The sequence below is a fragment of the Variovorax sp. GW822-FHT04A09 genome, assembly GCF_058801005.1.
The window spans coordinates 663,779-690,570 of the sequence record NZ_JBXAMV010000003.1; the positions used below are offsets into that span (position 1 = coordinate 663,779).

Here is a 26,792-nt window from a genome sequence, read left to right on the forward strand (position 1 = left end):
CCGGGATTGCACACCGCCTCAGGCGGCCACGGCGCGGTCGGGCCAGCTCGGGTCGCTCGACGCGTCGGAGGTCAGCACCATCACGACATGCGCATCGGCTGCGATGCTCTCGGCCTCGCGCAGTTGCCGCACGGCCCCCAGGCCCGCCGCTGCCGCGAGTTCGGCGCTCACGCCGGCCGCGGTGAGCAGCCGCCGCGCCGCGCGGGCCTCGTCGTCGCCCACCACCACGGCACCGCCGCCGCTGGCCGTGGCGGCTTGCCATTGCAGGTAAGTGACCGTCGCGCCCGCGCTCGACAGCTGCGCCGTGCGACCGGGGTAGCTGCCGTTGAGCGCCCCGCCGCCGAGCACGCGCGACAGCCGCGGGAAGGGCTCGACCAGCCACATCCGCGGCAGGCGCGCGATGCGCCCCGCCGCCAGCAGCTCACGAAAACCGGCGTAGATGCCCCAGGCCATGTCGCCGCGCCCGGTCGGCACCACGACGTGATCGGGCAGGCCGCCGTCCTTCAGGCACTCTTCGGCGATGGCCTTGTAGCCCTCCACGCCCAAGGGTGCGCTGCCCAGCGCGGGCAGGCGGTAGTTGGAGAGCGCGAAATACCCCGGGTACTGCGAGCGCTCGCGCACGAAGCCCCAGCGGCCGGTGTTGTCGGCGAACACATAGCGCCGCGCGCCCAGCGCGTCGAGCTGGCGGGCGTAGGTGGCGGGCATCGCCTCGTACGTGGCCACCTCGCAACCGAGCCCCGCGGCCCAGGCGTAGTGGGCCGCCGACACCGCCGTGTTGCCCGACGAGGCAAGCACCAGCGTGTGGGCGCCGGCGTCCAGCGCCTGCGCCACGCCCATCGCGGTCAGCCGGTCCTTGGGCGAGCCGGTCGGGTTGCGCGACTCGTCCTTGATGCTCAGGCGCGCGATGTCGAACTGCCGCGCGAGCTCCGGCATGTCGTGCAGCGGCGTGTTGCCCTCGCCGAGCGAAAAGCCCTGCACGTACGGCATCGGCACCACGTCCGGGCCGCCGGGTCGGTAGCTGGCGCGCAGCCCGACGTGAAAGCCGGCCTGCCGGCAGGCCGGGCAGCCGTCGTTGGCGAGCGTGACCGGGTACAGCGCGTCGCAGCGCAGGCACTGCAGCCCCTGCAGGCGCGGATTGCGCTGCGGCGTGAACGAGCGGCCGAGCACCCCGGCCGGCCGCCCCGGCAGGAAGGTCTGCGCGGGGCTCTCCGGCGGCGCGGTGAACTTGAAGTCCAGAACGGGCGATGGGGTCACGGATCGTTGACTCGTTAATAAATGTGACCGAATCTTATTCAAAATCAACAAAATCCACGATACGGGAGTTCATCCCATTGCAGCGGATTTCAGTTTTCCTTCACTTATTTCCAGCTGAATTCGTGGTTCAGCCCGATCACCACGCCGCGCACGCCCTGCGGCCCGGTGCGCGAGGTGCTGATGTCGACACTGATCAGCGGCGTCAGGCTGAAACGGCCGCCCACGCGCGAGGTCCACAGGCCTCCGGCCCGGTTGCGCTCGGCGATCAGCGACACAGCGTCGTTCAGCGCCCACTCCACGGCCAGGCCGCCGCGCGGCGTGCGCACGCCGGTGCCCAGCGCCCAGTCGGCGCCCAGGTTGGCGTGAATCTGCAGGCTCCCGGTGGGTCGCCAGGTGAGCGGCACCACCAGCTGGCCGCCCCAGCGACCGCCGCGCCGCAGGTCGGCCACCGCGCCCATCGACACGGCGGCGCTGAAAGGCGCGTCGGCGGCCGCGCCGGCAAAAGTCCACTTGAGCTGCGGGCCGCCCGTGACCGAGTGGACGCCCTGCGCCGAGAGCCGGTCGAAGTTCAGCCCCAGCTCGACCGGCCCGACCCGGCAGGCCGGCCCGACATGGAACCCAGTCGTGACGGGCTCGGCGCCGCTGCGGCCCCACCAGGTTTCGTACTGGCACTGGCCGGGATCGAGCGTGCCGGCGTCGTCGACATCGAAGTGGCCGGCGGCCTGTGCGCCCAGGCCCGGCAACGCCGCGACTGCGGCAACGAGCAGGCGTGCGGTGCGCGTGTTGTTGTTCTTCATTTCGTGCTTCCCTCGGAGAGCCCTGCCTCATTCTAGGAAGCCGGAAAGTCCGCGCCATGACGCGGCAACGCCATCCCCCGCCCTTCAGAGTTCGAACTGCGGCTGCAGCTCGCGGATGCGCTTGATCGCCACGCCGGCCGCTGCCGTGCGCGTCTCCACGCCCAGCTTCACGTACACGCGCTCCAGGTGCTTCTTGGCGGTGGCCGGGCTGCTGCCGAGGATCTCGCCGATGTCCTTGTTGGTCTTGCCCTTGACCACCCAGTACAGCACCTCGGCCTCGCGCGCCGTGAGCTTCAGGCTCAGGCTCATGGCCTCGATCACGGCGGTGTCGGAAACCTCGCGCATCACGATCATCCACTCGTCGCCGGCGTCGTCCTCGCCGGTCTGGCGGTGCAGCCGCAGGCTCAGGCTGCGCGCGCCCTGCGCGATCACCAGCGCGGGCGGCTCGATGCCGCGTGCACGGGCGTCGGGCGCGTGCTGGCGCAGCCAGTCGAGCACGGCCGGCGGCGTCTCGGGCGCCTGCGTTTCGCAGTAGCGCGCCAGCAGCTCGCGCGCCAGCGCCGTCTGCCAGATCAGCCGCCCCTCGGGCAGCCGCACCGTGATGCTCGCGTAGCCGAAGGCGTCGAGCGCGTTGCGCGCCTGCCCGGCCTGATGCGCCTCCTGCCGCGCGCGGCGCGCGCCCTGCAGGTGCACGTTCATGCGCGCCAGCACCTCCTTGGGCTTGATCGGCTTGATGACGTAGTCGACCCCGCCCGCCTCGAGCGCGGCCACGAGGTGCTCGGTTTCGGTGAGGCCCGTCATGAACACGATGGGGATGTGCGCGGTGGCCGCATCGGCCTTGAGCCGGCGCGCCACCTCGAAGCCGTCGATGCCCGGCATCATGGCGTCGAGCAGCACGATGTCGGGGCGTGCCTGCGCGGCGCGCTGCAGCGCCTGCTCGCCGTTCGTGGCGATGAGCACGGTGTAGCCCGATTCGTCGAGCGCGTCGTGCAGCACGGCGAGGTTGTCGGGCACGTCGTCGACGATCAGCACCAGGTCGCCGTGGGCGCCCTGCTGCTCGCGCAGCGTGCGGGCAAGCGGTGAAGCGGGCATGGTGGGTGGAGACAACAAGGTCATGCGGCGCCCTCGGCGGCTTCGGCCAGCGCGCGGCCCATGGCTTCGAACTGGAACTGGCGGGCCAGCGCGCGCTGGGCCTCGGTCCACGCGGCGCACTCGGGCTGCGCGGCGTCGATGTCGTCGAGCTGGTTCATGATGCCCCGGAAGTAGCCCAGGCCCACGGCCTCGTCGAGCGCGCGCAGGCGTGCCAGCGACGGCGGCTGCATCGCGCGCGGCGCGGCCACGGCAGGCGCGGGCCGCGCGACGGTGTCGGTCCACTGCAGGGCCAGCCGACGCTCCAGCCAGTCGAGCAGTTCGGTGTGGCGCACGGGCTTGACGAAGAAGTCTTCGGGCGCAATGCCCACGTCGTTGTCCAGGCCCTTGTCGAAGGCGTTGGCCGAGACGATGGCCACCGACGCGTCCGCCAGCCCCAGCTTGCGCGCGCGGCGGATGGTCTCCCAGCCGTCGATGCCGGGCATCGCGAGGTCGACGAACATGGCGTCGGGCCGGTAGCCGGCGGCGATGAGGTCCAGCGCGTCGTGCCCGCTGGCCGCGCTGCGCAACTCGAAGCCCAGCGGCGCGAGCACATGGCCCAGCAGCTCGCGGTCGGCCTCCTCGTTGTCGACCACCAGCAGGCGCCGGCGCGCGCCCTCGTAGCCGCGCCGCGCGCGCGGCGCCGGTGCAATGCGTGCACCGCCCGCCATCGCCTCGTGCACGCGCGGCAGGAACAGCCGCACGCAGAACAGCGAGCCCTCGCCCGGCGTGCTGCGCACCTTCATCTCGCCGCCCATCAGGTCGGTCAGCATCTTCGCGATGGTCAGGCCCAGGCCCGCGCCCGGCGCCGACGACACCGCCGCGTGGCCGCGTGCAAAGGGCTCGAAGATGCGCTCGATGTCGGCGTCCGTCATGCCCGGCCCGGTGTCCTCGATCTCGATGGCGGCGAACTCGCGCGCGTACGAAATGCGCAAGGTCACCTGCCCCGCCGCCGTGAACTTGATCGCGTTGCCCAGCAGGTTGATGAGGATCTGGCTCACGCGCTTCTCGTCGGCGCGCACCACGTCGGGCAGCGTGCCGGCCGCCTCGAAGCGAAAGCGCAGGCCCTTCTCGGCCGCCTGGAGCTCGAACATGTCGGCCAGCTCGCGCATCGCGTCGGCAAAGCGCATCGGCCGCGCGTCCAGCGTGAGCTTGCCGGCCTCGATGTGGGCAATGGCCAGCGTGCCCTCGATGAGCGACAGCAGGTGCTCGCCGCCGCGCTTGATGACGGCCACCGCCTGCTGGCGGTGCGGCGGCACCGAGTGGTCTTCGCCCATGAGCTGCGCGTAGCCCAGGATGCTGTTGAGCGGCGTGCGCAGCTCGTGGCTGATGGCGCTGATGTAGCGGCTCTTGGCCTGGTTCGCGAGGTCCGCCGCGCGCCGCGCCTGGTCGGCCGCGAGCTTGGCGTGCTCGGCGATCTCGCGGGCTTCTTCGGCGCTCTGCTTGGCGTCCTGCAGTGCGCGGTCGGTCTCGCGGTGCAGGGCAATCTCGCGCACCAGCAGGTGGGTCTGCCGGTTCGATTCTTCCTGCGCCACCTTGCGGCTCTGGTGCGCCAGCACCAGCCACCACGCGACGATGCCCGCGATGACCAGCAGCGCCATGTAGGCCTTGAGAAAGCCCGAACGCAACGACGCCTGCTGCACCGCGACCAGCGCCCCGCCCACGTCGGCCTGCGCCGCCAGCGCGAGCGCGCCTTCGCTCAAGGCCCGCAGCTCCTGCTGGTAGAGCACGCCGAACACCACCGCCAGCAGCGGCACGATGACCAGCATCAGCAGCAGGAAGTGCCCGAGCCCCGTGTCCAGGTAGCGCCAGCTGCGGCGCGGCAACAGCCAGCGCAGCACCGCGGACCACTGCGCCGACAGGCTCGCGTGCGGCTTGCACAGGTCGCCGCAGCGCGCGTCGAGCGTGCAGCACAGCGAGCAGATCGCGCCCTGGTAGGCCGGGCAGTGCGCCATGTCGGGGCCTTCGTATTCGCGCTCGCAGATCACGCAGTGCTGCACCTTCAATCGCTGGTAGCTGCCGCCCTCGTCCGGCGATGGCTCGACCCGCGCCCAGCGCACCTTGCGCCCACCCGCGGCCGGCGCGAACAGCACGGAGCCGCCGGCGTCGGACGTGCGCGCGAGGTAGTACTTGCCGCCCGTGACCCACGCCAGCAGCGGCGACGCGACCAGCGCCGTGCCCAGCGCAATGAGCGCCGAGAAGGCCTGCGCCAGCGGCCCGAACACGCCCAGGTGCGCGGTGATCGACAGCACCGACGCCAGCGCCATCGCGCCCACGCCCACCGGGTTGATGTCCCACAGGTGCGCGCGCTTGAACTCGATGCCCGGTGGCGAGAGCCCCAGCGGCTTGTTGACGACCAGGTCGGCCACCACGGCCATCATCCAGGCGATGGCGATGTTGGCGAACAGGCCCAGCACGTCGCCCAGTGCCTCGAACACGTTCATCTCCATCAGCATGAAGGCGATGAGCGCGTTGAACACCACCCACACCACGCGCCCCGGGTGGCTGTGCGCCACACGCGAGAAGAAGTTGCTCCAGGCCAGCGAGCCCGCGTAGGCGTTCGTCACGTTGATCTTCAGCTGCGAGACCACCACGAACAGCGCCGTCGCCGCCACCGCCCAGCCGTAGTTCGGAAACACGTACTCGTAGGCCGCCAGGTACATCTGGTTCGGGTCGACCGCGCGCTCCACCGGCACCATGTGCGTGATTGCCAGGTAGGCCAGCGCCGCGCCGCCCAGCATCTTGACCACGCCCAGCACTACCCAGCCCGGCCCTCCCGCCAGCACGCCGGCCCACCAGCGGCGCGCCGTGCCCGCGGTGCGCGCGGGCATGAAGCGCAGGTAATCGGCCTGCTCGCCCATCTGCGTGATGAGCGCGATGCCGACCGTCAGCGCGGCACCGAACAGGTGCAGGTTGAATCCCTGCGCGCCCGACTTCGCCCCGCCGTAGTGCGTGATGCCCGCGAACGCACCAGGATCGCGCACGAGCACGAAGACAAAAGGCACCACCAGCATCAGCAGCCACAGCGGCTGCGTCCACAGCTGCAGCCGGCTGATCACCGACACCCCGTGCGTGACCAGCGGAATCACCACCAGCGCGCACACCAGGTAGCCCCACACCGGCGGAATGCCCAGCGCCAGCTCAAGCGCATAGGCCATCACGGCCGCCTCGAGCGCGAAGAAGATGAAGGTGAAGCTCGCGTAGATCAGCGAGGTGAGCGTGGAGCCGATGTAGCCGAAGCCCGCGCCGCGCGTGAGCAAATCCATGTCCAGCCCGTAGCGCGCCGCGTACACGCTGATCGGCAGGCCCGCCAGGAAGATGATGAGCCCCGTGACCAGGATCGCCCAGAAGGCATTGGCGAATCCGTACTGCACCAGCAGCGTGGCGCCGACCGCCTCCAGCACCAGGAACGAGGCCGCCCCGAACGCCGTGTTGGCCACCCGCCATTCGGACCATTTGCGAAAGCGCTGCGGCGTGTAGCGCAGCGCGTAGTCCTCCAGCGTTTCGCTCGCGACCCAGCTGTTGTAGTCGCGCCGCACCTTGACGATGCGCTGGGGAGCGTCGTCGGTCAGGAGAGGTGGGTCGGCGGAATTCACACCGTTTCGGTGCAGCTTCCGTGCCACCGGGTACGGCATTTGGCGAACAGGGCACGACTGTTGCAAAGAGACCGGCTTGCCCATAATCACCGACCGCCACCCGACCCCACCCCCGCCATGGAACTGACCCCGCGCGAAAAAGACAAGCTGCTGATCTTCACGGCGGCGCTGCTGGCCGAGCGCCGCAAGGCGCGCGGGCTCAAGCTCAACTACCCGGAAGCCGTCGCGCTGATCACCGCCGCCGTGATGGAAGGCGCCCGCGACGGCAAGAGCGTCGCCGAGCTGATGAGCGAGGGCCGCAGCGTGCTGACCCGCGCCGACGTGATGGACGGCATCGCCGAAATGATTCCCGACATCCAGGTCGAGGCCAGTTTTCCCGACGGCACCAAGCTCGTGACCGTCCACCAGCCGATCGTCTGAACCTCCGCCACAAGAAGAAAGACCTTTTCATGCGCTTCGCAAAGACTTCCGCCCTGCTCGCGACCCTTCTCCTGCTGCCGCTGTCCGCCAGCGCCCACACCGGCGTCGACGGCGGCGTGCACCACGGTTTCGTCACCGGCTTCATGCACCCACTCACTGGCGCCGACCACCTCGCGGCGATGGTCGCGGTCGGCCTGTGGAGCGCGCTGATCGCGCGCCGTGCCTGGCCCGACCTGCTTTGGGCGCCATTGGCCTTCGCGGGCATGCTGCTCGTGGGTGCACTGGCCGGGCTGGCCGGCGTGCAGCTGCCGGCCGTCGAACCGATGATCGCCGCGTCGCTGCTGGTGCTGGGCCTGCTGGTCGCCACGCGCGTGCACCTGCCGGCCGGCGTCGCCATGGCCGTGGTGGGCCTGTTCGCCGTCTTCCACGGCGTGGCGCACGGCCACGAACTCGCGGGCGAGCACGGCGCGGCCCTCACGCTGGCCGGCATGGTCAGCGCCACGCTGCTGCTGCACGCGGCCGGCATCGCGCTGGGCTGGGCGCTGCGCCATGCCAACGCCTGGCTGCCGCGCGTGGCCGGTGCCGCCGTCGTCGCCCTCGGCGCCACGCTGCTGGTCCAGGCGGTCTGAGGCCGCCATGACGCCCGGCGAACTTCTCACCGACGACGGCGAGCACACGCTCAACCCTGGCCGCCGCGCCCTCACGCTGGTGGTGCGCAACACGGCCGACCGGCCGATCCAGGTCGGCTCGCACTACCACTTCGCCGAGACCAACGGCGCCCTCGATTTCGACCGCGCCGCCGCGCGCGGCATGCGGCTGAACATCGCCTCGGGCGCCGCGGTGCGCTTCGAGCCAGGGCAGCAGCGCACCGTCGAGCTGGTCGACTTCTCGGGCGATCGCATCGTCTACGGCTTTCGCGGCCTGGTTCAAGGAAAGCTCTAAAACATGGCCACCATCGGGCGACGCGCCTACGCAGAAATCTTCGGCCCCACCGTGGGCGACCGGGTTCGTCTTGCGGACACCGACCTGCTGATCGAGGTCGAAGCCGACTACACGCTGCGCGCCGGCGGCTACGGCGAAGAGGTGAAGTTCGGCGGCGGCAAGACGATCCGCGACGGCATGGCGCAGTCGCAGCGCACGCGCGCCCAAGGCGCCGTCGACACGGTGATGACCAACGCCCTCATCCTCGACCACTGGGGCATCGTGAAGGCCGACATCGGCCTGAAGGACGGCCGCATCGCCGCCATCGGCAAGGCCGGCAACCCCGACGTGCAACCGGGCGTGGACATCGTCATCGGCCCGGGCACCGAGATCATCAGCTGCGAAGGCACCATCGTCACCGCAGGCGGCATCGACAGCCACATCCACTTCATCTGCCCGCAGCAGATCGAGGAAGCGCTGGCCTCGGGCGTGACGACCATGCTCGGCGGCGGCACCGGCCCGGCCACCGGCACCTTCGCGACCACCGCCACGCCCGGCCCGTGGCACATCGAACGCATGCTGCAGGCGGCCGATGCGTTCCCGATGAACCTGGGCTTCCTCGGCAAGGGCAACGCGAGCCTGCCCGATGCGCTGCACGAGCAGATCGAGGCCGGCGTCATGGGCCTGAAGCTGCATGAAGACTGGGGCACCACGCCGTCGGCCATCAGCAACTGCCTGGACGTGGCCGACGCCACCGACACGCAGGTGGCGATCCACAGCGACACGTTGAACGAATCGGGCTTCGTCGAGAACACCATCGCCGCCGTGGGCGGGCGCGCCATCTGCGCCTTCCACACCGAGGGCGCGGGCGGCGGCCATGCGCCCGACATCCTGCGCGTGGTGGGCGAGGCGAACTTCCTGCCCTCGTCGACCAACCCGACGATGCCCTACACCGTGAACACGCTCGACGAGCACGTCGACATGCTCATGGTGTGCCACCACCTGGATGCCGGCATTGCCGAAGACCTGGCCTTTGCCGAGTCGCGCATCCGCAAGGAAACCATCGCCGCCGAGGACGTGCTGCACGACCTGGGCGCGATCAGCATGTTCAGCTCCGACAGCCAGGCCATGGGCCGTGTCGGCGAGGTGGTGATCCGCACCTGGCAGACCGCGCACAAGATGAAGCAGCAGCGCGGCACGCTGCCCGAGGACAGCGAGCGCAACGACAACTTCCGCGCGCGGCGCTACGTGGCCAAGTACACGATCAACCCGGCCCTCGCGCACGGCATCGCACATGAGGTGGGCTCCATCGAAATCGGCAAGTGGGCCGACCTCGTGGTCTGGAAGCCGGCCTTCTTCGGCGTGAAGCCCTTCACCATCATCAAGGGCGGCACCATCGCGATGGCCGCGATGGGCGACCCCAGCGCGTCGATTCCCACGCCGCAGCCGGTGCACTTCCGGCCGATGTTCGGCGCCTACGGCGGCTCGCTCGCCAAGAGCTCGCTGACCTTCGTCTCGCAGGCCGGGCTGGCCGCGGGCATCAAGGAGCGCTACGGCCTGAGCAAGCACCTGAGCGCGGTGAAGAACATCCGCAACGTGCGCAAGCAGGACCTGATCCACAACGGCTACACGCCGAAGATGGAGATCGACGCGCAGACCTACGCCGTGCGCGCCGACGGCCAGCTGCTGACCTGCGAGCCGGCCAAGGTGCTGCCGATGGCGCAGCGCTACTTCCTGTTCTGAAGACTCAGACCGCCGGATGCCGGCGGTGCCAGTCGGTCGCCCGCTGGAACGCCCAGCCCGCGCGCACCAGCAGGTCTTCGCCGAAGTGCGGCGCCACGAACTGGAAGGCCACCGGCACGCCCGCCTCGGTGGCGCCGCCCGGCAAGGTGAGCGTGGGGCTGCCCGTGAGGTCGAACGGGCAGGTGTAGCGCAGCATGCCCGCCAGCAGCTCCGGGTCCACGCCGAGCTGGCCGGCGCGCTCAAGCGTCGGCGCCGCGAAGGGAATGGCCGGGATCAGCAGCAGGTCGACCTCTTCGAAGAACGTGCGCACGCGACCCGTGAAATCGGCGCGGCGCAGCAGCAGCTTCTGGTAGTCGGTGGCGCTTTGCGACAGGCCCAGGTCGATCAGCCCCGAGAGGCCCGGGCCGTACTCATCGCGCCGCGCCGGGTATGTGGCCTCGTGCGCCACGGCGGTCTCGACCGCGCACAGTGGCGACCAGTCGAGCACGGCCTGCGCCGTGTCGGGAAACACCACCTCGCGCACCGAGGCGCCCAGCGATTCGACCGTGCGGATCGCAGCCGCCAGCGTGGCGCGCGTGGGTGCGTCCACGCGGTCCAGTGTCCACGCAGGGTCGATGCCCACGCGCAGGCCGGCCAGGCCGCGCGTCATCGTCGCCAGGTAGTCGGGCACCGGCAGCGTGCTGGCCGTGGGGTCGCGCGGGTCAGCGCCCGCGATGGCCGCCAGCATCGCGCCCGCGTCGGCCGCGCTGCGCGTCATCGGGCCGATGTGGTCGAGCGAGGCGGCGAGTTCGAAGGCGCCGTGGCGGCTCACCCGCCCCCACGTGGGCTTCAGGCCCGTGATGCCGTTGGCCGCCGACGGAAAGCGGATCGATCCGCCCGTGTCGGTGCCCAGCGCGCCGAAGCACAGCCCCGCCGCCGTGGCCACGCCCGAGCCGCTGGACGACACGCCGGGCCACAGCGTGGCGTCCCACGGGTTGACCGGCGACGCGATCTGCGGATGGTGGTCGGCAAAGGCGCCTTCGGTCTGCTGCAGCTTGCCCAGGATCACCGCGCCGGCCTCGCGCAGGCGGTGCACCACGGTCGCGTCCTCGGTCGGACGGAACGACTGGTGGATCGTCATGCCGTGCGCGCTCGGCACGCCCTCGGTCCACAGCAGGTCTTTCACGGCCAGCGGCACGCCGTGCAGCGGCCCGCGCGCGCGGCCGGCGGCGATCTCGGTGTCGGCGCGGCGCGCCTCGTCGAGCGCCTGCGCGTCCATGCGCGTCGCGTAGCTGCGCAGCCGGCCGTCGACGGCCTCGATGCGCGCGAGCATGGCGCGCGTGACTTCTTCCGACGAGCGCTCGCGCGACTGGATCTGCCGGCCGACCTCCAGCAGTTCGAGATGATGCAATTCCTTGTCCGCCATGACTGACTCCCGCGTGTGTAGGGTTGAGAAAGAAGGTCCGAATCCAAGTGGCGACACTGCCACCCCGGGCGAACCTTATCGGCGCGCGACGGCCCGCGCTGGTCTCTTCCGGACATGCACTTGTGCTGGGGCGGACACCCCGCATGCGGCGCTCAGCGCGGCTTCAGCAGCGTGTGCGGCGCGCAGCCGTAGGCCTTGCGGAAGACCCGGCTGAAATGCGACAGGTCGGAAAACCCGTGCTGGAACGCGACGTCGGTCACGCTGTGCGCGCGCCCGCCCACCAGCGCCTCGCGGCTGGCCGCCAGGCGCGCCTGCCAGACCGCGCCCATCGCCGTGGCGCCCTGGCGCGCGAACGCACGAGCCACGGTGCGCGCCGAGACGTGGTGCGCCTGCGCCAGCGCCTCGAGCGACAGCGCCGGGTCGTCCAGATGGCGCTCGATGTAGGCCGTCATGCGCGCATGCAGGCCGCGCTCGGCGCCGGCGTCGCCAGCCATGTCCTGCTGCAGTTCGAGCGTCACGGCCAGCAGGTCGATGAGCGCGCCGCCGAAGCGTTCGGCGGCGGCGGAATGCGGCTGCGCAAAGGCCGGGTTCGCCGTCTCCCGCAGCATTGCGTGCAGCGGCGCCGCGCCGGGGCGGTCCGCCGCGATGGTGCGGGCAGTGAACTCTTCGGCCTTCGCGAAGCGCCGCAGCAGCAGCCGGCGCGGCATGCGCGCCAGGTAGACCGAGCGCGCGTCCAGCGTGCATTCGAAGGGCCGGCCGGCGTCGTAGAGCAGCATGTCGCCGCTGCGCAGCCGCCCCTGCCGCCCGCCTTGCACCAAGGTGCCCTCGCCCTCCTGCACGAACGCCAGCCACAGGTCGTCCAGCGGATGCCGGCGCAGGTGGGGCGCGTCGCGCGACCAGTGATGCATCGGCGCCGACATGCGGTTGACGCTGACCGCGCCCACCTCGCGCACGTCGAGCCGCCCTTCGAACGGCTCGGCCGTCATCGCACGGCTGGCCGCGGGAATGCAGTGGCGGCACACGACGTCGTGCCAGTAGTCGAAACGCAGCGGGGTGGCAACGTCGGTCGTCAGGTAGGCCAGGCTGTTCATGACGCGGATGCTGGGGCGGATGGGGCGCGCAGGCAAGCCCCCAGTCCACAAGGCCCGATATTTGCTAACGAAGGAAAGCCCGTTCCCGGCACGTTGGCCTCGCCGACGGGCTTGGGACATCACGCCGAACAGGGGCTGCAAGAGGCGCTACATTCATCGGCCTCATTCGACCCCGCAACCCGCCATGCTCACCGCCAACAAACTCATGCCCCAGGGCCGCGGTCTCGCGCCCGTGCTGCTCAAGCGTGCCGCCACCATCGAACTCGACTGGGACGTGCGCCAGAAAAGCCGTTTCGACGCCACCGACTCGCAGGGCCGGCAGATCGGCATCTTCCTGCCGCGCGGCACCGCGGTGCGTGGCGGCGACGTGCTGGTGGCGGAAGACGGCTCGCTGGTGCGCGTGATCGCGGCGCCGCAGCCGGTGCTGCGCATCACGCACTGCACCGCCCACGGCACGCCCTTCGACCTGACGCGCGCGGCCTACCACCTGGGCAACCGGCATGTGCCGATCGAGCTCAAGCCCGACCACCTGAAGATCGAACCCGACCACGTGCTGGCCGACATGCTGCGTTCGATGCACCTGATCGTCGTCGCCGTCGAAGAAGCCTTCGAGCCCGAAGGCGGTGCGTACGGAGCGCAAGGGCATTCGCATGGCGGCCACAGCCATGATCACGGCCACGACCACGGACATTCCCACGGCAAGAGCGGCCCCAAGCCCCTCGTGCTCGCCCCCGAACTGCTCGACGACGATCACGGCCACGGCCACGGCCACGGCCACGGCCACGGCCACAGCCACTCGCATTGAAATGACCCACCGCTCTTCTCGTGCGCAGGGCACCGGGTGCTTCCCGCAGCGAAATCAAGGAGGAGGCCGCAGGCCGGGGGACATTCGCGGAGGGAAGTACCCGGTGGCCTGCGCACGCGCCCTGAACAGCGGCGCGCGCCCATAGACAAATGCCGACCCCGCACAGCCTCCTCCAACTCATCTGGCTCGCCTCCCCCGCCCTGCCAGTGGGAGGCTTCTCGTATTCCGAAGGCGTCGAGGCCGCAGTCGAATGGGCCGGCATCAACTCCGAAGCCAGCGCCACCGAGTGGCTCTCCGACCAGCTGCACCTGAGCTTCGCACGCGGCGACCTCGCCCTGGCAGCCCAGGCGATCACCGCCTGGCGCGCGAACGACACACAACGCATCCGCACCCTCAACGACTGGGTGCTGCACACCCGCGAATCCGCCGAGTTCTTCCTGCAGACCGAGCAGATGGGCCGCTCCTTCGTCGAGTGGCTCAAGCTGCACCATGCCGACACCGCCGAAGTCTTCGCCGGCCTGCCCGCGACCTACCCCGTGGCCTTCGCGTTCGCGGCCAGCCGCACCGAAGCCACCGTGCAGGACGGCTGCCTGGCCTTCGCCTTCGGCTGGGCCGAGAACATGGTGGCCGCCGCCGTCAAGGCCGTGCCGCTGGGCCAGAGCGCGGGCCAGCGCATCCTGGCGCGGCTCGCGAACGAAATTCCTGCGGCCGTCGAGCGCGCGATGGCCCTGGGCGACGACGAGCGCCAGGCCTTCGCGCCCCTGCTGGCGGTGTTGTCGGCCCGCCATGAAACACAATATTCCCGCCTCTTCCGAAGCTGACCGAACCGGACCTTTTCGCCCATGACCTCCGCCCTGCACCACATCCCGAACCGCACAAAGAAGCTCCCGCCGCTGCGCGTGGGCATCGGCGGCCCCGTCGGCTCGGGCAAGACCACCCTGCTCGAAATGCTCTGCAAGGCGATGCGCGACAAGTACGACCTCGTCGCCATCACCAACGACATCTACACCAAGGAAGACCAGCGCCTGCTCACCGTGGCCGGCGCGCTGCCGGCCGAGCGCATCATGGGCGTGGAAACCGGTGGCTGTCCGCACACCGCGATCCGCGAAGACGCCTCGATCAACCTCGAGGCCATCGACCGCATGCTCGAAGACTTTCCCGACGCCGACATCGTGTTCGTCGAATCGGGCGGCGACAACCTGGCCGCCACCTTCAGCCCCGAGCTGTCGGACCTCACCATCTACGTGATCGATGTGGCCGCCGGCGAAAAGATCCCACGCAAGGGCGGGCCCGGCATCACCAAGAGCGACCTGTTCGTCATCAACAAGACCGACCTCGCGCCCTACGTGGGCGCGAACCTCGACGTGATGGAACAGGACACCCAGCGCATGCGCCGCCAGCGCCCCTACGTGATGACCAACCTCAAGACGCTCACGGGCGTCGCCGAGGTCGTGGCCTTCATCGAGGCCCGGGGCATGCTCACCGCCGCCTGATTCTTCAATCAGAGCGGCGGCGCCCGCTCAGTGCGCCACGGCCTCCGGCATCTGCCCGAACTTCCCGCTGCCGAAGTCCTTCATCGCCTGCACGATCTCGTCGCGCGTGTTCATCACGAACGGGCCGTGGCCGACGATGGGTTCGTCGATCGGCTCGCCGCTGAGCAGCAGCACCACCGCGTCGTTGTTGGCGTCCAGCGTGAGCGCATCGCCCGCGCGGTCGAGCAACACCATCTGCGCGTCGCGCACGACCGTCTCGCCGTTCACCTGCACCGTGCCGCGCAGCACCACCACCGCGGCCGTGTGGCCTTCGGGCACAGGCAGCGTCACCTGCGCGCCCTGGTTCAGGCGCAGGTCCCACACGTCGATGGGCGTGAAGGTGCGGGCCGGCCCCTTGTTACCGAGGTAGTCGCCCGCGATCACGCGCACGCTGCCCGCGCCTTCCGGCAGCGGCACCGACGGGATCTGCGCATCGACGATGGCCTGGTAGCCGGGCGCGGCCATCTTGTCCCGGGCGGGCAGGTTGACCCACAGCTGCACCATCTCGAGCTCGCCGCCGTCGCGCGTGAACGCTTCGGAGTGGAACTCCTCGTGCAGGATGCCCGCACCCGCGGTCATCCATTGCACGTCGCCGGGGCCGATGGTGCCGCCCTGCCCGGTCGAGTCGCGGTGCGACACCTCGCCCTTGTAGACGATGGTCACGGTCTCGAAGCCGCGGTGCGGGTGCTGGCCCACGCCGCGCGGCTGCGCGGTCGGGGTGAACCGAGCCGGACCGGCGTAGTCCAGCAGCAGGAAGGGGCTGGCGTGGCGGCCGAGCGTGTCGTAGCTGAACAGCGAGCGCACGGGAAAACCGTCGCCCACCCAGTGCGGGCGCGGTGCGCTGTAGGTGCCGAGGATCTTCTTCATGGTCTGTGTTCCTTTCCATCTGGCGGCTCGCCCGGAACGGGAAAGCCATGGATCAAGGATGGGGCCGCAACGATGCTTTGAGTAGATGCCAGAATTCGCCCTCATCGTTCCATCTGGCGAACGATCAACGGCACGGAGGGCCCCCCAAAGCCATGCGCGACCTGAACGATCTCTACTACTACGCCCAGGTGGTCGACCACGGCGGCTTTGCGCCGGCCGGCCGGGCGCTCAGCGTGCCCAAGTCGAGCCTGAGCCGGCGCATCGCGCTGCTCGAAGAGCGGCTGGGCGTGCGCCTCATCCAGCGTTCCACGCGCCGCTTCAGCGTCACCGACATCGGCCGCCAGTACTACGAGCACTGCGTGGCCATGCTGGTCGAGGCCGACGCCGCGCAGGAGGCCATCGACCGCCTGCAGGCCCAGCCGCAGGGGCTGGTGCGGCTGTCGTGCCCGCCGGCGCTGGTGTACTACCAGGTGGCCGAGATGCTCGCCCGCTTCATGACCGAGTGCCCGCGCGTGACCGTGCAGCTCGAGAGCACCAACCGCCGCGTCGACGTGATCCGCGAGGGCTTCGACCTCGCGCTGCGCGTGCGCTTTCCGCCGCTCGAGGACACCGACCTGGTGATGAAGGTGCTGGGCCACAGCACGCAGCGGCTGGTGGCCCACCCGCGCCTGCTCGAAGGCCTGACGGCGCCGGCCAGCCCGGCCGACATCGGCCTGCTGCCCAGCCTCGATCTCGGCCCGGCCCAGCCGCACCACACCTGGTCGCTCGAAGGCCCCGACGGCGCGAGCGCCGAGGTGCGCCACCAGCCCCGCCTCGTGACCGACGACATGGCCGCGCTGCGGCATGCCGCCCTGCAGGGCGTGGGCGTGGCCAAGATGCCGACGATGATGGTGCGCGACGACCTGCAGGCCGGCCGCCTTGTCGATGCGCTGCCGCAATGGGCGCCGCGCAGCGGCATCGTGCACGCGGTGTTCCCCTCGCGCCGCGGCCTGCTGCCGTCGGTGCGCAAGCTGGTGGACTTCCTGGCGGTGGAGTACGAGGCGCTCGAAGCCCTTGAACTTTCGGGCGTATCGGCGCCGACGCGCACTTCAGTCGACTGATCCAGCGGTCACTGGCGCGTACAGCGGCAGGCGCAGCGTCAGCCCAAGCACGCCGCCATCGTCCGGCGCGGAATAGATGCGCCCACCGTGGCGCCCCGCGATGCGCTCGCAGATGCGCGCGCTGGCCAGCGAGGCGGCGTCGAGCGCGTCGAAGAAGCGCGCCAGCGGTGGGCGTTCGCTCTCTGCGTCGAGGTCGCGCCAGTGAACGACGGCCTGCGTGCCTTCGATGCGCGCGCGCACCTGCAGCGTCGCCCCCGCCGCCATCACGCGCGCGGCATGCGCGGCCACCTTGGCCAGCAGCTCGCGCAGCTCCGATGGAATTCCGAAGACCGGCACCGCTTCCGCGGGCAGGTCCACATCGAGGTGCAGCGATGTTGCATCGCCAGATTCAGTGCCCAGCAATGGCCGCAGGTCCTGCACGCGGCTGTCCGCCAGTTGCTGGCGCTGCTGCGTGCGGGCCTGCTGCGCGAGGCCGCGGGCGTGCACGGCCGCGCGGGCGTTGGCGACGAACAGCGCGCCCATCAGCGCGAGCACGCCAGCCAGCCCAAGGCCGATGAGCGTGGCAATGACCAGGCCGAGTGAACTGCCGTACACGGTCGACAGTCCTCAGCGCGTTTCAGGAAAGGCCGGCCGCGCGCAGCCGCTCGGGGCCTCGCAGCGTGGCGGGGGCCCTTCGCGAAACCCCGGCGGTGGCCCGGGCGGGAAAAGAGGGGGCGGCAGCACGATGCAGCCCGACAGGCCGAGTGCCGCCAGCACGCCCGCGAGGTGATGAGTTCGGATCATGTGAATCGATGCATGACTGGTTCGACGGCAGGGCCCGTTCGCGCGCGCCGGCAGCACCGACGCACGCGAACGGAAGCCAATCAGAACGCGTGGCGAATGCCGAAGTCGTAGCCCGTCGACGAACGCTGCAGGCCCGTGTAGCCCACGCCGGTGCTGCCGTAGCCCGTGGTGCTGGCGGCCGTGAGGGCGCCCGTGTAGTTCGCGTCGTTGCGGTTGCTCACGCGCGCCACGGTGGCGTACAGCGCGGTGCGCTTGGACAGGTTGTGCACGTAGCCGATCGCGAGCTTGTTCGCACGCGGGTCGTCGCCCGTGACGCCGACCGCGCCTTCGTTGTAGCGCACGGTCGAGTACGACGCGCGGATCAGGCCCGCACCCACCGGCATGCTCGCGCCGATGAGGTAGCCGTTGTAGCTGTCGTGGCTGTTGCCCAGTGCCGCGAGGTCGAACTTGTTCTTCACGTTCGACAGCTCACCGAACAGCTTGACCGGTCCGAAGTCGTACGACGCGCCGAGGTTGATCGTCTGCACCTTGCGCGTGAGCGTGGTGGTGTCGACCGCGACGTTCTGGCCCACCGCCAGCGCGATGTCCAGCGGCCCGTTCGCATAGCCGAAACGCCCGCCCACATAGCGCCCGGCACTGCTGCTGGTAGCGGCCGTGGTGTCGGTCGCGCTGGTCTTCGTGTTCTCGTTCAGGCTGTACTGCAGCTGGCCGTAGAAGCCGCCCAAGTTCGGCGGCAGGAAGTAGCCGACCATGTTGCTGGCGCGCACGTAGTTCGTGTTGCCCAGCGCGGTGCTGCCGCTCACCGTGTTGATCACGCTCGAGCCCGAGCCGTTGGTGCCGAACGGGTCGAACACCGTGTCGTTCCAGAACGTGGCCGTGTAGTCGCGGCCCAGCCGCACTTCGCCGAAGCCGCCCGACAGGCTGACGGTGGAGCGGCGGTTGAAGTTGGCGATGCCGGTGGCGCCGTCGTCGTTGCTGATCGGCGCCTCGAGCCAGAAGCTGGCGGCGAGCCCGCCGCCCAGGTCTTCCGTGCCGCGAAAGCCGATGCGGCTGGAGTTGTAGCCCGAGTTGGCCAGGCTCCATTGGCTCTGCTTGCTGGTGGTGCCGGTGACGGGATTGCGCGACGTGGCGCTCTGGTAGCTCACGCCGGCATCGACGACGCCGAACAGGGTGACCGACGATTGGGCAGAGGCCAGGCCGGTGACGGCCAGCGCGGCGAGTGCCGTGAGGGATTTCTTCATTCAGGTTTCTCCGGGGTTTTCAGCTGCTCTTCATCGAGCCGCTGACCGGATGGTCCTGTTCAAAATTGGAGGAATCTGGTGGACGCCAGCCCTCCCCTCGCGGGTGTTGTTTTGCGTTCACGCGCCGGCCGATGCGTGAACGCCCTGCACCGGGCAGGCTACTCGGCCGTGCGAAGCGCAGGCGCAGGGGCTGCCGCCGCGCGGCGCGCGTAGCGCTGCGCCAGCACGGCGCACACCATCAGCTGCATCTGGTGGAACAGCATCAGTGGCAACACGATCGCACCGACGGCGTGCGAGGCAAACAGCACCTTCGCCATCGGAATCCCGCTCGCCAGGCTCTTCTTCGAGCCGCAGAAGACGATGGTGATCTCGTCTTCGATGTTGAAGCCGAAGCGCCGCGCCATGAACGTCGTGAGACCCAGCGCCAGCGCCAGCAGCACGCCGCACACCAGCAGCAGGCCCAGCAGCGCGCTCACGGGAATCTGCTTCCAGAGCCCTTCGATCACCGCTGCACTGAAGGCCGTGTAGACCACCAGCAGGATCGAGCCCTGGTCCACGAACTTCAGCACCGCGGCGCGCTTCTGGATCCACTTGCCGATCAACGGACGCGACAGGTGGCCGATGACGAACGGCACCAGCAACTGCAGCAGGATGCGCCCGATCGCGTCGAGCGACGACGACGACGCCACCGCGCCGCCTTCAGGCAGCACCACAAGGCTCACCAGCACCGGCGTGATGAACACGCCCAACAGGGTCGAGGCCGAAGCGCTGCAGATGGCGGCCGGCATGTTCCCCCGCGCCATCGCAGTGAAAGCAATCGCCGACTGCACCGTCGCCGGCAGCACGCACAGGAACAGCACGCCCGTGTACAGCTGCGGCGTCACCAGCGGCTCTAGCACAGGCCGCAGCGCGAGCCCCAGCACCGGGAACAGGATGAAGGTGCAGGCGAACACCAGCAGGTGCAGCCGCCAATGCGTGATGCCCGCGAGGATCGCCTCGCGCGACAGCTTGGCGCCGTGCAGGAAGAACAGCAGCCCGATCGCGACCGTGGTCAGGCCCTCGAAGAAATGGGCCACGCGGCCGCTGGCGGGCAGCAGGCTGGCCAGGGTGACGACCGCGACGAGCGTGAGCGTGAAGTTGTCGGGGAGGAAGCGTGAACGTGCCATGCCCTGCATTGGACCTTCCGGCCATTCAAAAGAGAAATGGATTTATCGGATGGATATATGATTTGAGCGCATGAACGTCACGCTGCGCCAACTCCGCGTCTTTCGCTCGGTGGCCGAGGGCCGCAACTTCAGCCGTGCCGGCGACCAGGTGGGCCTGAGCCAGCCGGCGGTGAGCCGGTCGATCTCGGAGCTTGAGGCCCAGCTCGGCCTCAAGCTGCTGGACCGCACCACGCGCGAGGTGGTGCTGACCGAAGCCGGCCACTCGTTCGCGGCCCGGCTCGACCGCGTGCTCGACGAACTCGACCAGACGCTGCAGGACGTGGCCGGCCTGGCCAGCGCGCGCGGCGGCAAGGTGCGCGTGGCCAGCAGCCCCACGCTCTCGGCCAACCTCATGCCCGACTGCATCGCGGCCTGCGCGGTGCAGGCGCCGGGCATCCAGTTCTTGCTGCTCGACCGCATCCAGCAGGACGTGCTGGACAGCGTGCGCAGCGGCGAGGTCGACTTCGGCGTGGTGATCGAGCCTTCCGAGGCCGACGACCTGCACTGCGAGTCGATCCTCAACGACCCCTTCATGGTGGTCACGCTGCCCGGCCACCGGCTGACGGAAAAGAAGGCCTCGGTGAACTGGTCGGCGCTCGACGGCCAGCCGCTGGTGCTGCTCGACCATGCCTCGGGCAGCCGGCGCCTCATCGACCAGGCGCTGGAGCGGCACGGCGCGCGCTGCGACGTGAAGCAGCAGCTGGGCCATGCGACCACCGTGTTCCGCATGGTCGAGGCCGGCATCGGCATCAGCGTGATGCCGGGCCTGTCGCTGCCACCCGAAGGGCTGGCGCGGCTGGTGGTGCGCCCGTTGGTGCCGAACGTGCAGCGCGCGATCATGCTGATCCGGCGCCGCAACCGCGAACTGTCGCCGCTGGCGCAGCGGGTCTGGCGCATGGTGCGCGAGACGGCGGCGCTCAGTGAGGCGCCCGCGGCCCCGCCGACGAAGGCGCGCTGAAGAAGCGCTCCTGCCGCTGGCGCACGCAGAAGTCGATCAGCTCCTCGACCTCCGTGGCCTTGTCGAACACGGCGTCGGCGCCGAGCTGCGCGCACTTGCGGCGCGTCTCGGGCGTGGCGTGGTTGCTGAGCACCACCATCTTCTGTTTCGGGTCGCGGTTGCGGCAGGCCTCGAGCACGCTGAAGCCGGTGCCGTCGCCCAGGAACAGGTCGACGATGGCCAGGTCCCACAGCGCCGGGTTGCGCGTGAGCCAACGCGTGCCCTCGGCCTCCGATTCGGCCTGGCCGACCGGATCGATGCGCGCCATCTCGCGCAGCGTGCCCGCCAGGCTGGCGCGCTGGGCGGGGTTGTCTTCGACGATGAAAGCGCGGACGGTGGTCATGGCGGGCTCTGCAAAGGGACAAGTGCAGGCTACAAATTGCGCCCGCCACAAGTCGAAGGTGTGACACCCCACCGCGCGTAGGACATCACCCGCCGGCCGCAGCCAGCCTCAGAGCGTGAGGATGGTACAGCCCGTGGTCTTGCGCGCCTCGAGGTCGCGGTGCGCCTGCTGCACGTCGGCCAGGGCGTAGCGCTGGTCGATCGGGATCTTCACCGCGCCGCTTTGCACCACGGCGAACAGGTCGTCGGCCATGGCCTGCGTGCGCTCGCGCGTGGCGATGTGCGTGAACAGCGTCGGGCGCGTCACGTAGAGCGAGCCCTTCGAGGCCAGCAGGCCGAGGTTGACCGGCGGCACCGGGCCCGAGCCGTTGCCGAAGATCGCCAGCAGGCCGAAGGGACGCAGGCTGTCGATGGAGCCTTCGAAGGTGTCCTTGCCCACTGAGTCGTACACCACCTTCACGCCCTGGCCGCCGGTGATCTCCTTCACGCGCGCCGCGAAGTTCTCGGTGCTGTAGTTGATGGCGTGCGCCGCGCCGTGCGCCAGCGCGAGCTGGCACTTGGCGTCGCTGCCGGCCGTGCCGATGAGTTGCAGGCCGAGCGCCTTGGCCCACTGGCAGGCGATGAGGCCGACACCGCCGGCCGCCGCATGGAACAGCACGAAGTCGCCGGGCTGCAGGCCTTCGGCGGGCAGCGTCTTCTTCAGCAGGTACTGCGCGGTGAGGCCCTTGAGCATCATGGCCGCGCCGGTCTCGAAGGAGATGTCGTCGGGCAGCTTGCACACGCACTTGGCAGGCATCACGCGCAGCTCGCAATAGGCGCCGGGCGGTTGGCTCGCGTAGGCGGCGCGGTCGCCGGCCTTCAGGTGCGTCACGCCCTCGCCCACCGCCTCGACGATGCCCGAGGCTTCCATGCCCAGCTGCAGCGGCATCTGGAACGGGTACAGGCCCGTGCGCTGGTAGGTGTCGATGAAGTTCAGGCCCACGGCCTTGTGGCGGATGCGGATCTCGCCGGGGCCGGGCTCACCCACCTCGACCTCGACGACCTTCAGTTCCTCGGGACCGCCGTGGCGGTCGATACGGACGGCTTTGCTCAACATCGTTGCTGTCTCCACGCAGGGGAAAAAAGAATGGGACGGGCATCGTGCCACGTTTGACCATTTCTCGACGGGCCACGGACACTGCACGGGCCCGGTAGAGTCGGCGGCCATGTCTTCCGCATCGCACCACCGCCTCACGCCCCTCACCGCCCTGCTCCTCACCGTGCCGCCGCTGCTGTGGGCCGGCAATGCGGTGGTCGGCCGGCTGGTGCGCGCGCTGGTGTCGCCGCTGACGCTGAACTTCGTGCGCTGGGTGATCGCGTTCGTGCTGCTGCTGCCGCTGGCGGCCTGGGTGCTGCGCCGCGACAGCCCGCTGTGGGCGCACTGGCGGCGCTATGCGCTGCTGGGCCTGCTGGGCATCGGCCTGTACAACGCCTTCCAGTACCTGGCGCTGCAGACCTCCACGCCGATCAACGTCACGCTGGTGGGCTCCAGCCTGCCGCTGTGGATGCTGGCCGTGGGCACGCTGTGCTTCGGCGCGCGCGTCAGCCGGCGCGCGCTGGGCGGCGCGCTGCTGTCGGTGCTGGGCGTGTTGCTGGTGCTGAGCCGCGGCGAGTGGCAGCAGCTGCTGGCGCTGCGGCTGGTGCCGGGCGACCTGTACATGATCGCGGGCACCATCGCCTGGGCCTTCTACAGCTGGCTGCTGGCGCGCACGCACGAGCCTGCCAACGTGCGCAGCGACTGGGCCGCCTTCCTCATGGCGCAGCTGGTGTTCGGCGTGGCGTGGTCGGGTGCGCTGGCCGCCGGCGAATGGACGTTGACCGATGCCCACATCGACCTGGGCTGGCCGCTCATTGCGGCGATGCTGTTCATCGGCATCGGCCCGGCCGTGCTGGCCTACCGCTGCTGGGGCACCGGCGTGCAACGCGCGGGCCCGCAGGCGGCGAGCATCTTCATGAACCTCACGCCGCTGTTCGCGGCCGTGCTGTCGGCGGCCTTCCTCGGCGAGGCGCCGTACTGGTACCACGGCGCCGCCTTCGTGCTGATCGTCGGCGGGATCGTGGTGTCGTCGCGGCGCTGAACGCGCGCCGCGGCGTCGGTCAGTAAGTGCCCGGGTAGGCGCCGCCGTCTGCCAGCACGTTCTGCCCGGTCATGTAGCCCGCCTGCATGCTGCACAGGAACGCGCAGATCGCACCGAACTCGGCCGGGTTGCCGAAGCGCTTGGCCGGAATATTCTTCTTGCGCGCTTCCCACACGGTGTCGAAATCCTGGCCCGACTTCTGAGCCGCGCCGGCCATCGTGCCCTTGAGGCGGTCGGTCTCGAAGGAGCCCGGCAGCAGGTTGTTGATGGTCACGCCCTGCGCCGCCACCGACGTGCGCGCCACGCCGGCCACGAAGCCCGTGAGGCCGCTGCGCGCGCCGTTCGACAGCCCCAGGATGTCGATCGGCGACTTCACCGAGCTCGACGTGATGTTGACGATGCGGCCGAAGCCACGTTTCGCCATGCCGTCCACCGTGGCCTTGATGAGCTCGATGGGCGTGAGCATGTTGGCGTCGACCGCCTTGATCCACGCCTCGCGGTCCCAGTTGCGGAAGTCGCCGGGCGGCGGGCCGCCGGCGTTGGTGACGACGATGTCGAAGTCGTGGCCCAGCGCGAACACGGCCGCGCGGCCGGCTTCGGTGGTGATGTCGGCCGCCACGTGCTTGACGAACGGACCCGACGGTCCGGCCGCTGCCACCAGCTGCTTGGCCGCAGCATCGAGCGCCTCGGCACCGCGCGCCACGATCACCACGTTGACGCCCTCGCGCACCAGCGCCTCGGCGCAGCCGTAGCCCAACCCCTTGCTCGCGCCGCATACCAGTGCGGTCCTGCCTGCAATGCCCAGATCCATGTGTTTGCTCCCGTCGATCGTTCGATCGATGCTGCAGGGGCTACCGCCCCTTGCGTGTGAAAACGAAGATGCCCGCGATGACGAGCACCGTGCCGGCCGCGATCCACGCGGTGAACGGCTCACCCAGTATGACCACCCCCATGAGGATGGTCGACAGGGGCCCGATCATGCCGGTTTGTGCCGCAATGGCGGGGCCGATGCGCTCGATGGCCATCATCACCATGAGGACAGGCACCGCCGTGCACAGCGTGGCGTTGAGCACCGACAGCCAGATCACCTCGGGCGCGACCGCCATCGCCGCGCTCATCGGCCGCGTCAGCACGAACTGCAGGATGCACAGCACGCAGGCCACGGTGGTCGCCAGCCCCACGAGCCGCAGCGACCCGAGCCGCTTGACGAACTCGCCGCTGTACACGAGGTAGCCCGCATAGCTCACCGCGCTCAGGAACACGAGGAACGCGCCCCATGCGGCCGCGCCGCCGCCCTTGCCATCGCCGCCGGTCCAGAGTTCGTGGCCGAACACCAGCAGCACGCCGGCATAACTCACGACCATGCCGAAGACCTGCGGGCGCGTCGGGCGGCGCCGGTACAGCAGCCAGCCGAAGAACAGCACCAGCGTGGGGTTGAGGTAAAGAATCAGCCGCTCGAAGCTGGCCGAGATGTAGGCCAGCCCGGCAAAGTCGAGAAAGCTCGCGAGGTAGTAGCCCGAGAAGCCGAGCCCGAGAATGCCGAGCCAGTCGCGCGTCGTGAGCGCGGGCTTGCCGCGCCCGGCCCACCACGCCATCAGCGCGAACAGTGGCAGCGCGAAGAGCATGCGCAGCATGATGAGCGTGATGGCGTCGACGCCGTAGCGGTACGCCAGCTTGACGATGATGGCCTTGCCGCTGAACGCGATGGCGCCCAGCGTGGCCAGGACGAGGCCGGTGGCGTAGCCCTTGCGGGCGGCCTCGTGTCCGTGCGGGGGAATGCCGACCGATGCGGCTGTCTTGTTCATCCCCCGATCATCCCTTGATCCTCAGTAGCCTGCAGCGAGGCCGTCGCGGCGCGGATCGCTCGCGGCCACGTAGCCTTCCACCGAAGGCTCGCCCGCGCGCCAGATGAACTGGCCGGCGCCGAAGTCCTGGTAGGAATCGTTGATCACCTCGAGGTGGTGACCCAGGTCGCGCAGGCCCTGCAACGTGTCGGCATTCATCGCGGCCTCGACGTTGATCTCGAGCCCCGCGTTGAAGCGCCAGCGCGGCGCATCGCAGGCGGCCTGCGGGTTCTGCTTGTAGTCGAGCATGCGCACCAGCGTCTGCATGTGGCCCTGCGGCTGCATGTTGCCGCCCATCACGCCGAAGCTCATCACCGGCTGGCCGTCCTTGGTGAGGAAGGCCGGGATGATGGTGTGGAACGGGCGCTTGCCCGGTGCCACCACGTTCGGGCTCTCGGCCTTGAGGCTGAAGCCGTGGCCGCGGTTCTGCAGGCTGATGCCGAACTCCGGCTCGACGCAGCCCGAGCCGAAGCCCATGTAGTTGCTCTGGATGAAGCTCACCATCATGCCGCTCTCGTCCGCGGCCGTGAGGTAGATGGTGCCGCCCTTGACGGGGTTGCCGGCCTTGAAGTCCTGCGCCTTGTTCACGTCGATGAGTCTCGCACGCGAAGCCAGGTAGGCGTCATCGAGCATTTGCGCGGGGGTCACCGTCATCGACGATGGCTCCGACACGTAGCGGTACACGTCGGCGAAGGCCAGCTTCATGGCTTCGATCTGCAGGTGCTGCGACTGCACCGAGTCGACCGGCAGCGAAGCGATGTCGAACTTCTCGAGGATGCCCAGCGCGATCAGCGCCGCGATGCCCTGGCCGTTCGGCGGGATCTCGTGCAGCGTGTGGCCGCGGTAGTCGCGCGAAATCGGCTTCACCCACTCGGGCTGGTAGGCCGCCATGTCGGCCACGGTGAGCGCACCGCCCTGCTCCTTCGAGAACTTGGCGATGGCTTCGGCGATCTCGCCGTTGTAGTAGGCCTCGCCCTTGGTGCGGGCAATCGCCTTGAGCGCGCGGGCCGCCGCGGTGAAGCGGAACAGCTCGCCGACCTCGGGCGCGCGGCCCCAGGGCAGGAAGGCCTGCGCGAAGCCGGGCTGCGATTGCAGGATCGGCGTGGCCGCCGCCCACTTGCCCTGCACCACCGGCGGCACGAGGTAGCCGCGCTCGGCGATGTCGATGGCCGGCGCCATCAGGTCGGCGAACGGCAGCTTGCCGAAACGCTCGCTCATCGCGACCCAGCCGCGCACCGCGCCCGGCACCGTCACCGAGTCGATGCCGCGCATCGGCGGCGTGGCGGCGTCGGCGCCGTACTTGGCCTTGAAGTACTCGGGCGTCCAGGCCTTCGGCGCGGGGCCCGAGGCGTTCAGGCCGTGCAGTTCCTTGCCGTCCCACAGGATGCAGAAGGCGTCGCTGCCCAGGCCGTTGCTCACGGGCTCGACCAGCGTCATCACGGCGGCCGTGGCAATGGCCGCATCGACCGCGTTGCCGCCCTGCTGAAGAATGCGCAGGCCGGCTTGTGCAGCCAGCGGGTGCGACGTGGCGACCACGTTGCGTGCGAAGACCGGGAGGCGGGTCGAGAGGTAGGGATTGTTGAAGTCGAAGTTCATGTCGGCGT

Annotated in this window: 25 protein-coding genes; 10 read left to right on the forward strand and 15 right to left on the reverse strand. The window is 69.8% G+C overall.

What is annotated here, in order from left to right:
* Positions 1 to 18: 18 nt before the first annotated feature.
* The 4 genes from AC1RLW_RS19640 to AC1RLW_RS19655 form a co-directional block, all read right to left on the reverse strand.
* On the reverse strand, positions 19 to 1,254 hold the full coding sequence (locus AC1RLW_RS19640; RefSeq protein ID WP_493194591.1) for a pyridoxal-phosphate dependent enzyme: 1,236 nt from the start codon (positions 1,252 to 1,254) through the stop codon (positions 19 to 21).
* 104 nt (positions 1,255 to 1,358) lie between these two features.
* Positions 1,359 to 2,051, reverse strand: a complete 693-nt coding sequence (locus AC1RLW_RS19645) for a PA4824 family protein (RefSeq protein WP_493194593.1) — start codon at positions 2,049 to 2,051, stop codon at positions 1,359 to 1,361.
* 84 nt (positions 2,052 to 2,135) lie between these two features.
* Positions 2,136 to 3,143: a response regulator gene (locus tag AC1RLW_RS19650; protein WP_493194595.1), complete on the reverse strand. Its 1,008-nt coding sequence runs from the start codon at positions 3,141 to 3,143 to the stop codon at positions 2,136 to 2,138.
* 20 nt (positions 3,144 to 3,163) lie between these two features.
* Positions 3,164 to 6,814: a hybrid sensor histidine kinase/response regulator gene (locus AC1RLW_RS19655; RefSeq protein WP_493194597.1), complete on the reverse strand. Its 3,651-nt coding sequence runs from the start codon at positions 6,812 to 6,814 to the stop codon at positions 3,164 to 3,166.
* 78 nt (positions 6,815 to 6,892) lie between these two features.
* On the opposite strand from AC1RLW_RS19655, the gene AC1RLW_RS19660 reads away from it, so the two are divergent.
* The 4 genes from AC1RLW_RS19660 to ureC are packed head-to-tail and all read left to right on the forward strand — an operon-like array spanning position 6,893 to position 9,859.
* The gene (locus AC1RLW_RS19660) at positions 6,893 to 7,195 is read left to right on the forward strand and encodes an urease subunit gamma (RefSeq protein ID WP_062474548.1); all 303 of its coding nucleotides are present in this window, start codon (positions 6,893 to 6,895) and stop codon (positions 7,193 to 7,195) included.
* Positions 7,196 to 7,224: 29 nt separating this feature from the next.
* Positions 7,225 to 7,824, forward strand: a complete 600-nt coding sequence (locus AC1RLW_RS19665; RefSeq protein ID WP_493194599.1) for a HupE/UreJ family protein — start codon at positions 7,225 to 7,227, stop codon at positions 7,822 to 7,824.
* A gap of 7 nt (positions 7,825 to 7,831) precedes the next feature.
* The gene (locus AC1RLW_RS19670; RefSeq protein ID WP_070063624.1) at positions 7,832 to 8,137 is read left to right on the forward strand and encodes an urease subunit beta; all 306 of its coding nucleotides are present in this window, start codon (positions 7,832 to 7,834) and stop codon (positions 8,135 to 8,137) included.
* A gap of 3 nt (positions 8,138 to 8,140) precedes the next feature.
* Complete coding sequence (gene ureC, locus AC1RLW_RS19675; RefSeq protein ID WP_493194601.1) at positions 8,141 to 9,859, forward strand: urease subunit alpha; 1,719 nt, start codon at positions 8,141 to 8,143, stop codon at positions 9,857 to 9,859.
* A gap of 4 nt (positions 9,860 to 9,863) precedes the next feature.
* On the opposite strand, the gene AC1RLW_RS19680 is transcribed toward ureC, so the two are convergent.
* Together AC1RLW_RS19680 and AC1RLW_RS19685 are read right to left on the reverse strand one after the other, a co-directional pair.
* Complete coding sequence (locus AC1RLW_RS19680; protein ID WP_493194602.1) at positions 9,864 to 11,264, reverse strand: amidase; 1,401 nt, start codon at positions 11,262 to 11,264, stop codon at positions 9,864 to 9,866.
* A gap of 152 nt (positions 11,265 to 11,416) precedes the next feature.
* Positions 11,417 to 12,355 carry an AraC-like ligand-binding domain-containing protein gene (locus AC1RLW_RS19685; RefSeq protein WP_493194604.1) on the reverse strand — a complete coding sequence of 313 codons (939 nt, stop codon included), beginning with the start codon at positions 12,353 to 12,355 and terminating at the stop codon, positions 11,417 to 11,419.
* Between the two features lie 184 nt (positions 12,356 to 12,539).
* Between AC1RLW_RS19685 and ureE the strand changes: the two genes are divergently transcribed.
* The 3 genes from ureE to ureG all read left to right on the forward strand — a co-directional run bounded on the left by ureE (position 12,540) and on the right by ureG (position 14,653).
* Positions 12,540 to 13,160: an urease accessory protein UreE gene (ureE, locus tag AC1RLW_RS19690; protein WP_493194606.1), complete on the forward strand. Its 621-nt coding sequence runs from the start codon at positions 12,540 to 12,542 to the stop codon at positions 13,158 to 13,160.
* Between the two features lie 149 nt (positions 13,161 to 13,309).
* Entirely contained in the window at positions 13,310 to 13,981 is a 672-nt protein-coding gene (locus AC1RLW_RS19695; RefSeq protein WP_493194607.1) for an urease accessory protein UreF, read from the forward strand.
* 21 nt (positions 13,982 to 14,002) lie between these two features.
* Complete coding sequence (gene ureG / locus AC1RLW_RS19700) at positions 14,003 to 14,653, forward strand: urease accessory protein UreG (RefSeq protein WP_369644510.1); 651 nt, start codon at positions 14,003 to 14,005, stop codon at positions 14,651 to 14,653.
* A 27-nt stretch (positions 14,654 to 14,680) separates the two neighbouring features.
* On the opposite strand, the gene AC1RLW_RS19705 is transcribed toward ureG, so the two are convergent.
* A complete protein-coding gene (locus AC1RLW_RS19705; protein WP_493194609.1) occupies positions 14,681 to 15,559 on the reverse strand; it encodes a pirin family protein in 879 nt (292 codons plus the stop codon).
* Positions 15,560 to 15,711: 152 nt separating this feature from the next.
* On the opposite strand from AC1RLW_RS19705, the gene AC1RLW_RS19710 reads away from it, so the two are divergent.
* The gene (locus tag AC1RLW_RS19710; RefSeq protein WP_493194610.1) at positions 15,712 to 16,659 is read left to right on the forward strand and encodes a LysR family transcriptional regulator; all 948 of its coding nucleotides are present in this window, start codon (positions 15,712 to 15,714) and stop codon (positions 16,657 to 16,659) included.
* On the opposite strand, the gene AC1RLW_RS19715 is transcribed toward AC1RLW_RS19710, so the two are convergent.
* From AC1RLW_RS19715 to AC1RLW_RS19725, 3 genes are all read right to left on the reverse strand, one after another.
* Positions 16,648 to 17,253: an ATP-binding protein gene (locus tag AC1RLW_RS19715; protein ID WP_493194611.1), complete on the reverse strand. Its 606-nt coding sequence runs from the start codon at positions 17,251 to 17,253 to the stop codon at positions 16,648 to 16,650. The genes AC1RLW_RS19710 and AC1RLW_RS19715 overlap by 12 nt on opposite strands.
* Positions 17,254 to 17,522: 269 nt before the next feature.
* A complete protein-coding gene (locus AC1RLW_RS19720) occupies positions 17,523 to 18,683 on the reverse strand; it encodes a porin (RefSeq protein ID WP_493194612.1) in 1,161 nt (386 codons plus the stop codon).
* Between the two features lie 158 nt (positions 18,684 to 18,841).
* Entirely contained in the window at positions 18,842 to 19,849 is a 1,008-nt protein-coding gene (locus AC1RLW_RS19725) for a bile acid:sodium symporter family protein (RefSeq protein ID WP_493194613.1), read from the reverse strand.
* A 70-nt stretch (positions 19,850 to 19,919) separates the two neighbouring features.
* On the opposite strand from AC1RLW_RS19725, the gene AC1RLW_RS19730 reads away from it, so the two are divergent.
* On the forward strand, positions 19,920 to 20,846 hold the full coding sequence (locus tag AC1RLW_RS19730; protein WP_062479435.1) for a LysR family transcriptional regulator: 927 nt from the start codon (positions 19,920 to 19,922) through the stop codon (positions 20,844 to 20,846).
* Here the strand turns inward: AC1RLW_RS19730 and AC1RLW_RS19735 are convergent.
* Positions 20,806 to 21,228: a response regulator gene (locus AC1RLW_RS19735; protein WP_062479432.1), complete on the reverse strand. Its 423-nt coding sequence runs from the start codon at positions 21,226 to 21,228 to the stop codon at positions 20,806 to 20,808. The two genes, AC1RLW_RS19730 and AC1RLW_RS19735, sit on opposite strands and share 41 nt — an antisense overlap.
* Before the next feature lie 108 nt (positions 21,229 to 21,336).
* Positions 21,337 to 22,323, reverse strand: a complete 987-nt coding sequence (locus AC1RLW_RS19740; RefSeq protein ID WP_492741233.1) for a quinone oxidoreductase family protein — start codon at positions 22,321 to 22,323, stop codon at positions 21,337 to 21,339.
* Positions 22,324 to 22,432: 109 nt separating this feature from the next.
* Here AC1RLW_RS19740 and AC1RLW_RS19745 point away from each other — a divergent pair, with 109 nt between their 5' ends.
* Positions 22,433 to 23,344, forward strand: coding sequence for a DMT family transporter (locus AC1RLW_RS19745; protein ID WP_493194615.1), 912 nt, complete (start codon positions 22,433 to 22,435; stop codon positions 23,342 to 23,344).
* A gap of 19 nt (positions 23,345 to 23,363) precedes the next feature.
* Here the strand turns inward: AC1RLW_RS19745 and AC1RLW_RS19750 are convergent, their stop codons facing one another.
* The 3 genes from AC1RLW_RS19750 to AC1RLW_RS19760 are packed head-to-tail and all read right to left on the reverse strand — an operon-like array spanning position 23,364 to position 26,784.
* Positions 23,364 to 24,155, reverse strand: a complete 792-nt coding sequence (locus AC1RLW_RS19750) for an SDR family oxidoreductase (protein WP_159274987.1) — start codon at positions 24,153 to 24,155, stop codon at positions 23,364 to 23,366.
* Between the two features lie 40 nt (positions 24,156 to 24,195).
* On the reverse strand, positions 24,196 to 25,149 hold the full coding sequence (locus AC1RLW_RS19755) for a DMT family transporter (protein WP_070063637.1): 954 nt from the start codon (positions 25,147 to 25,149) through the stop codon (positions 24,196 to 24,198).
* Between the two features lie 21 nt (positions 25,150 to 25,170).
* A complete protein-coding gene (locus AC1RLW_RS19760; RefSeq protein WP_493194616.1) occupies positions 25,171 to 26,784 on the reverse strand; it encodes a gamma-glutamyltransferase family protein in 1,614 nt (537 codons plus the stop codon).
* Between the last annotated feature and the right edge of the window lie 8 nt (positions 26,785 to 26,792).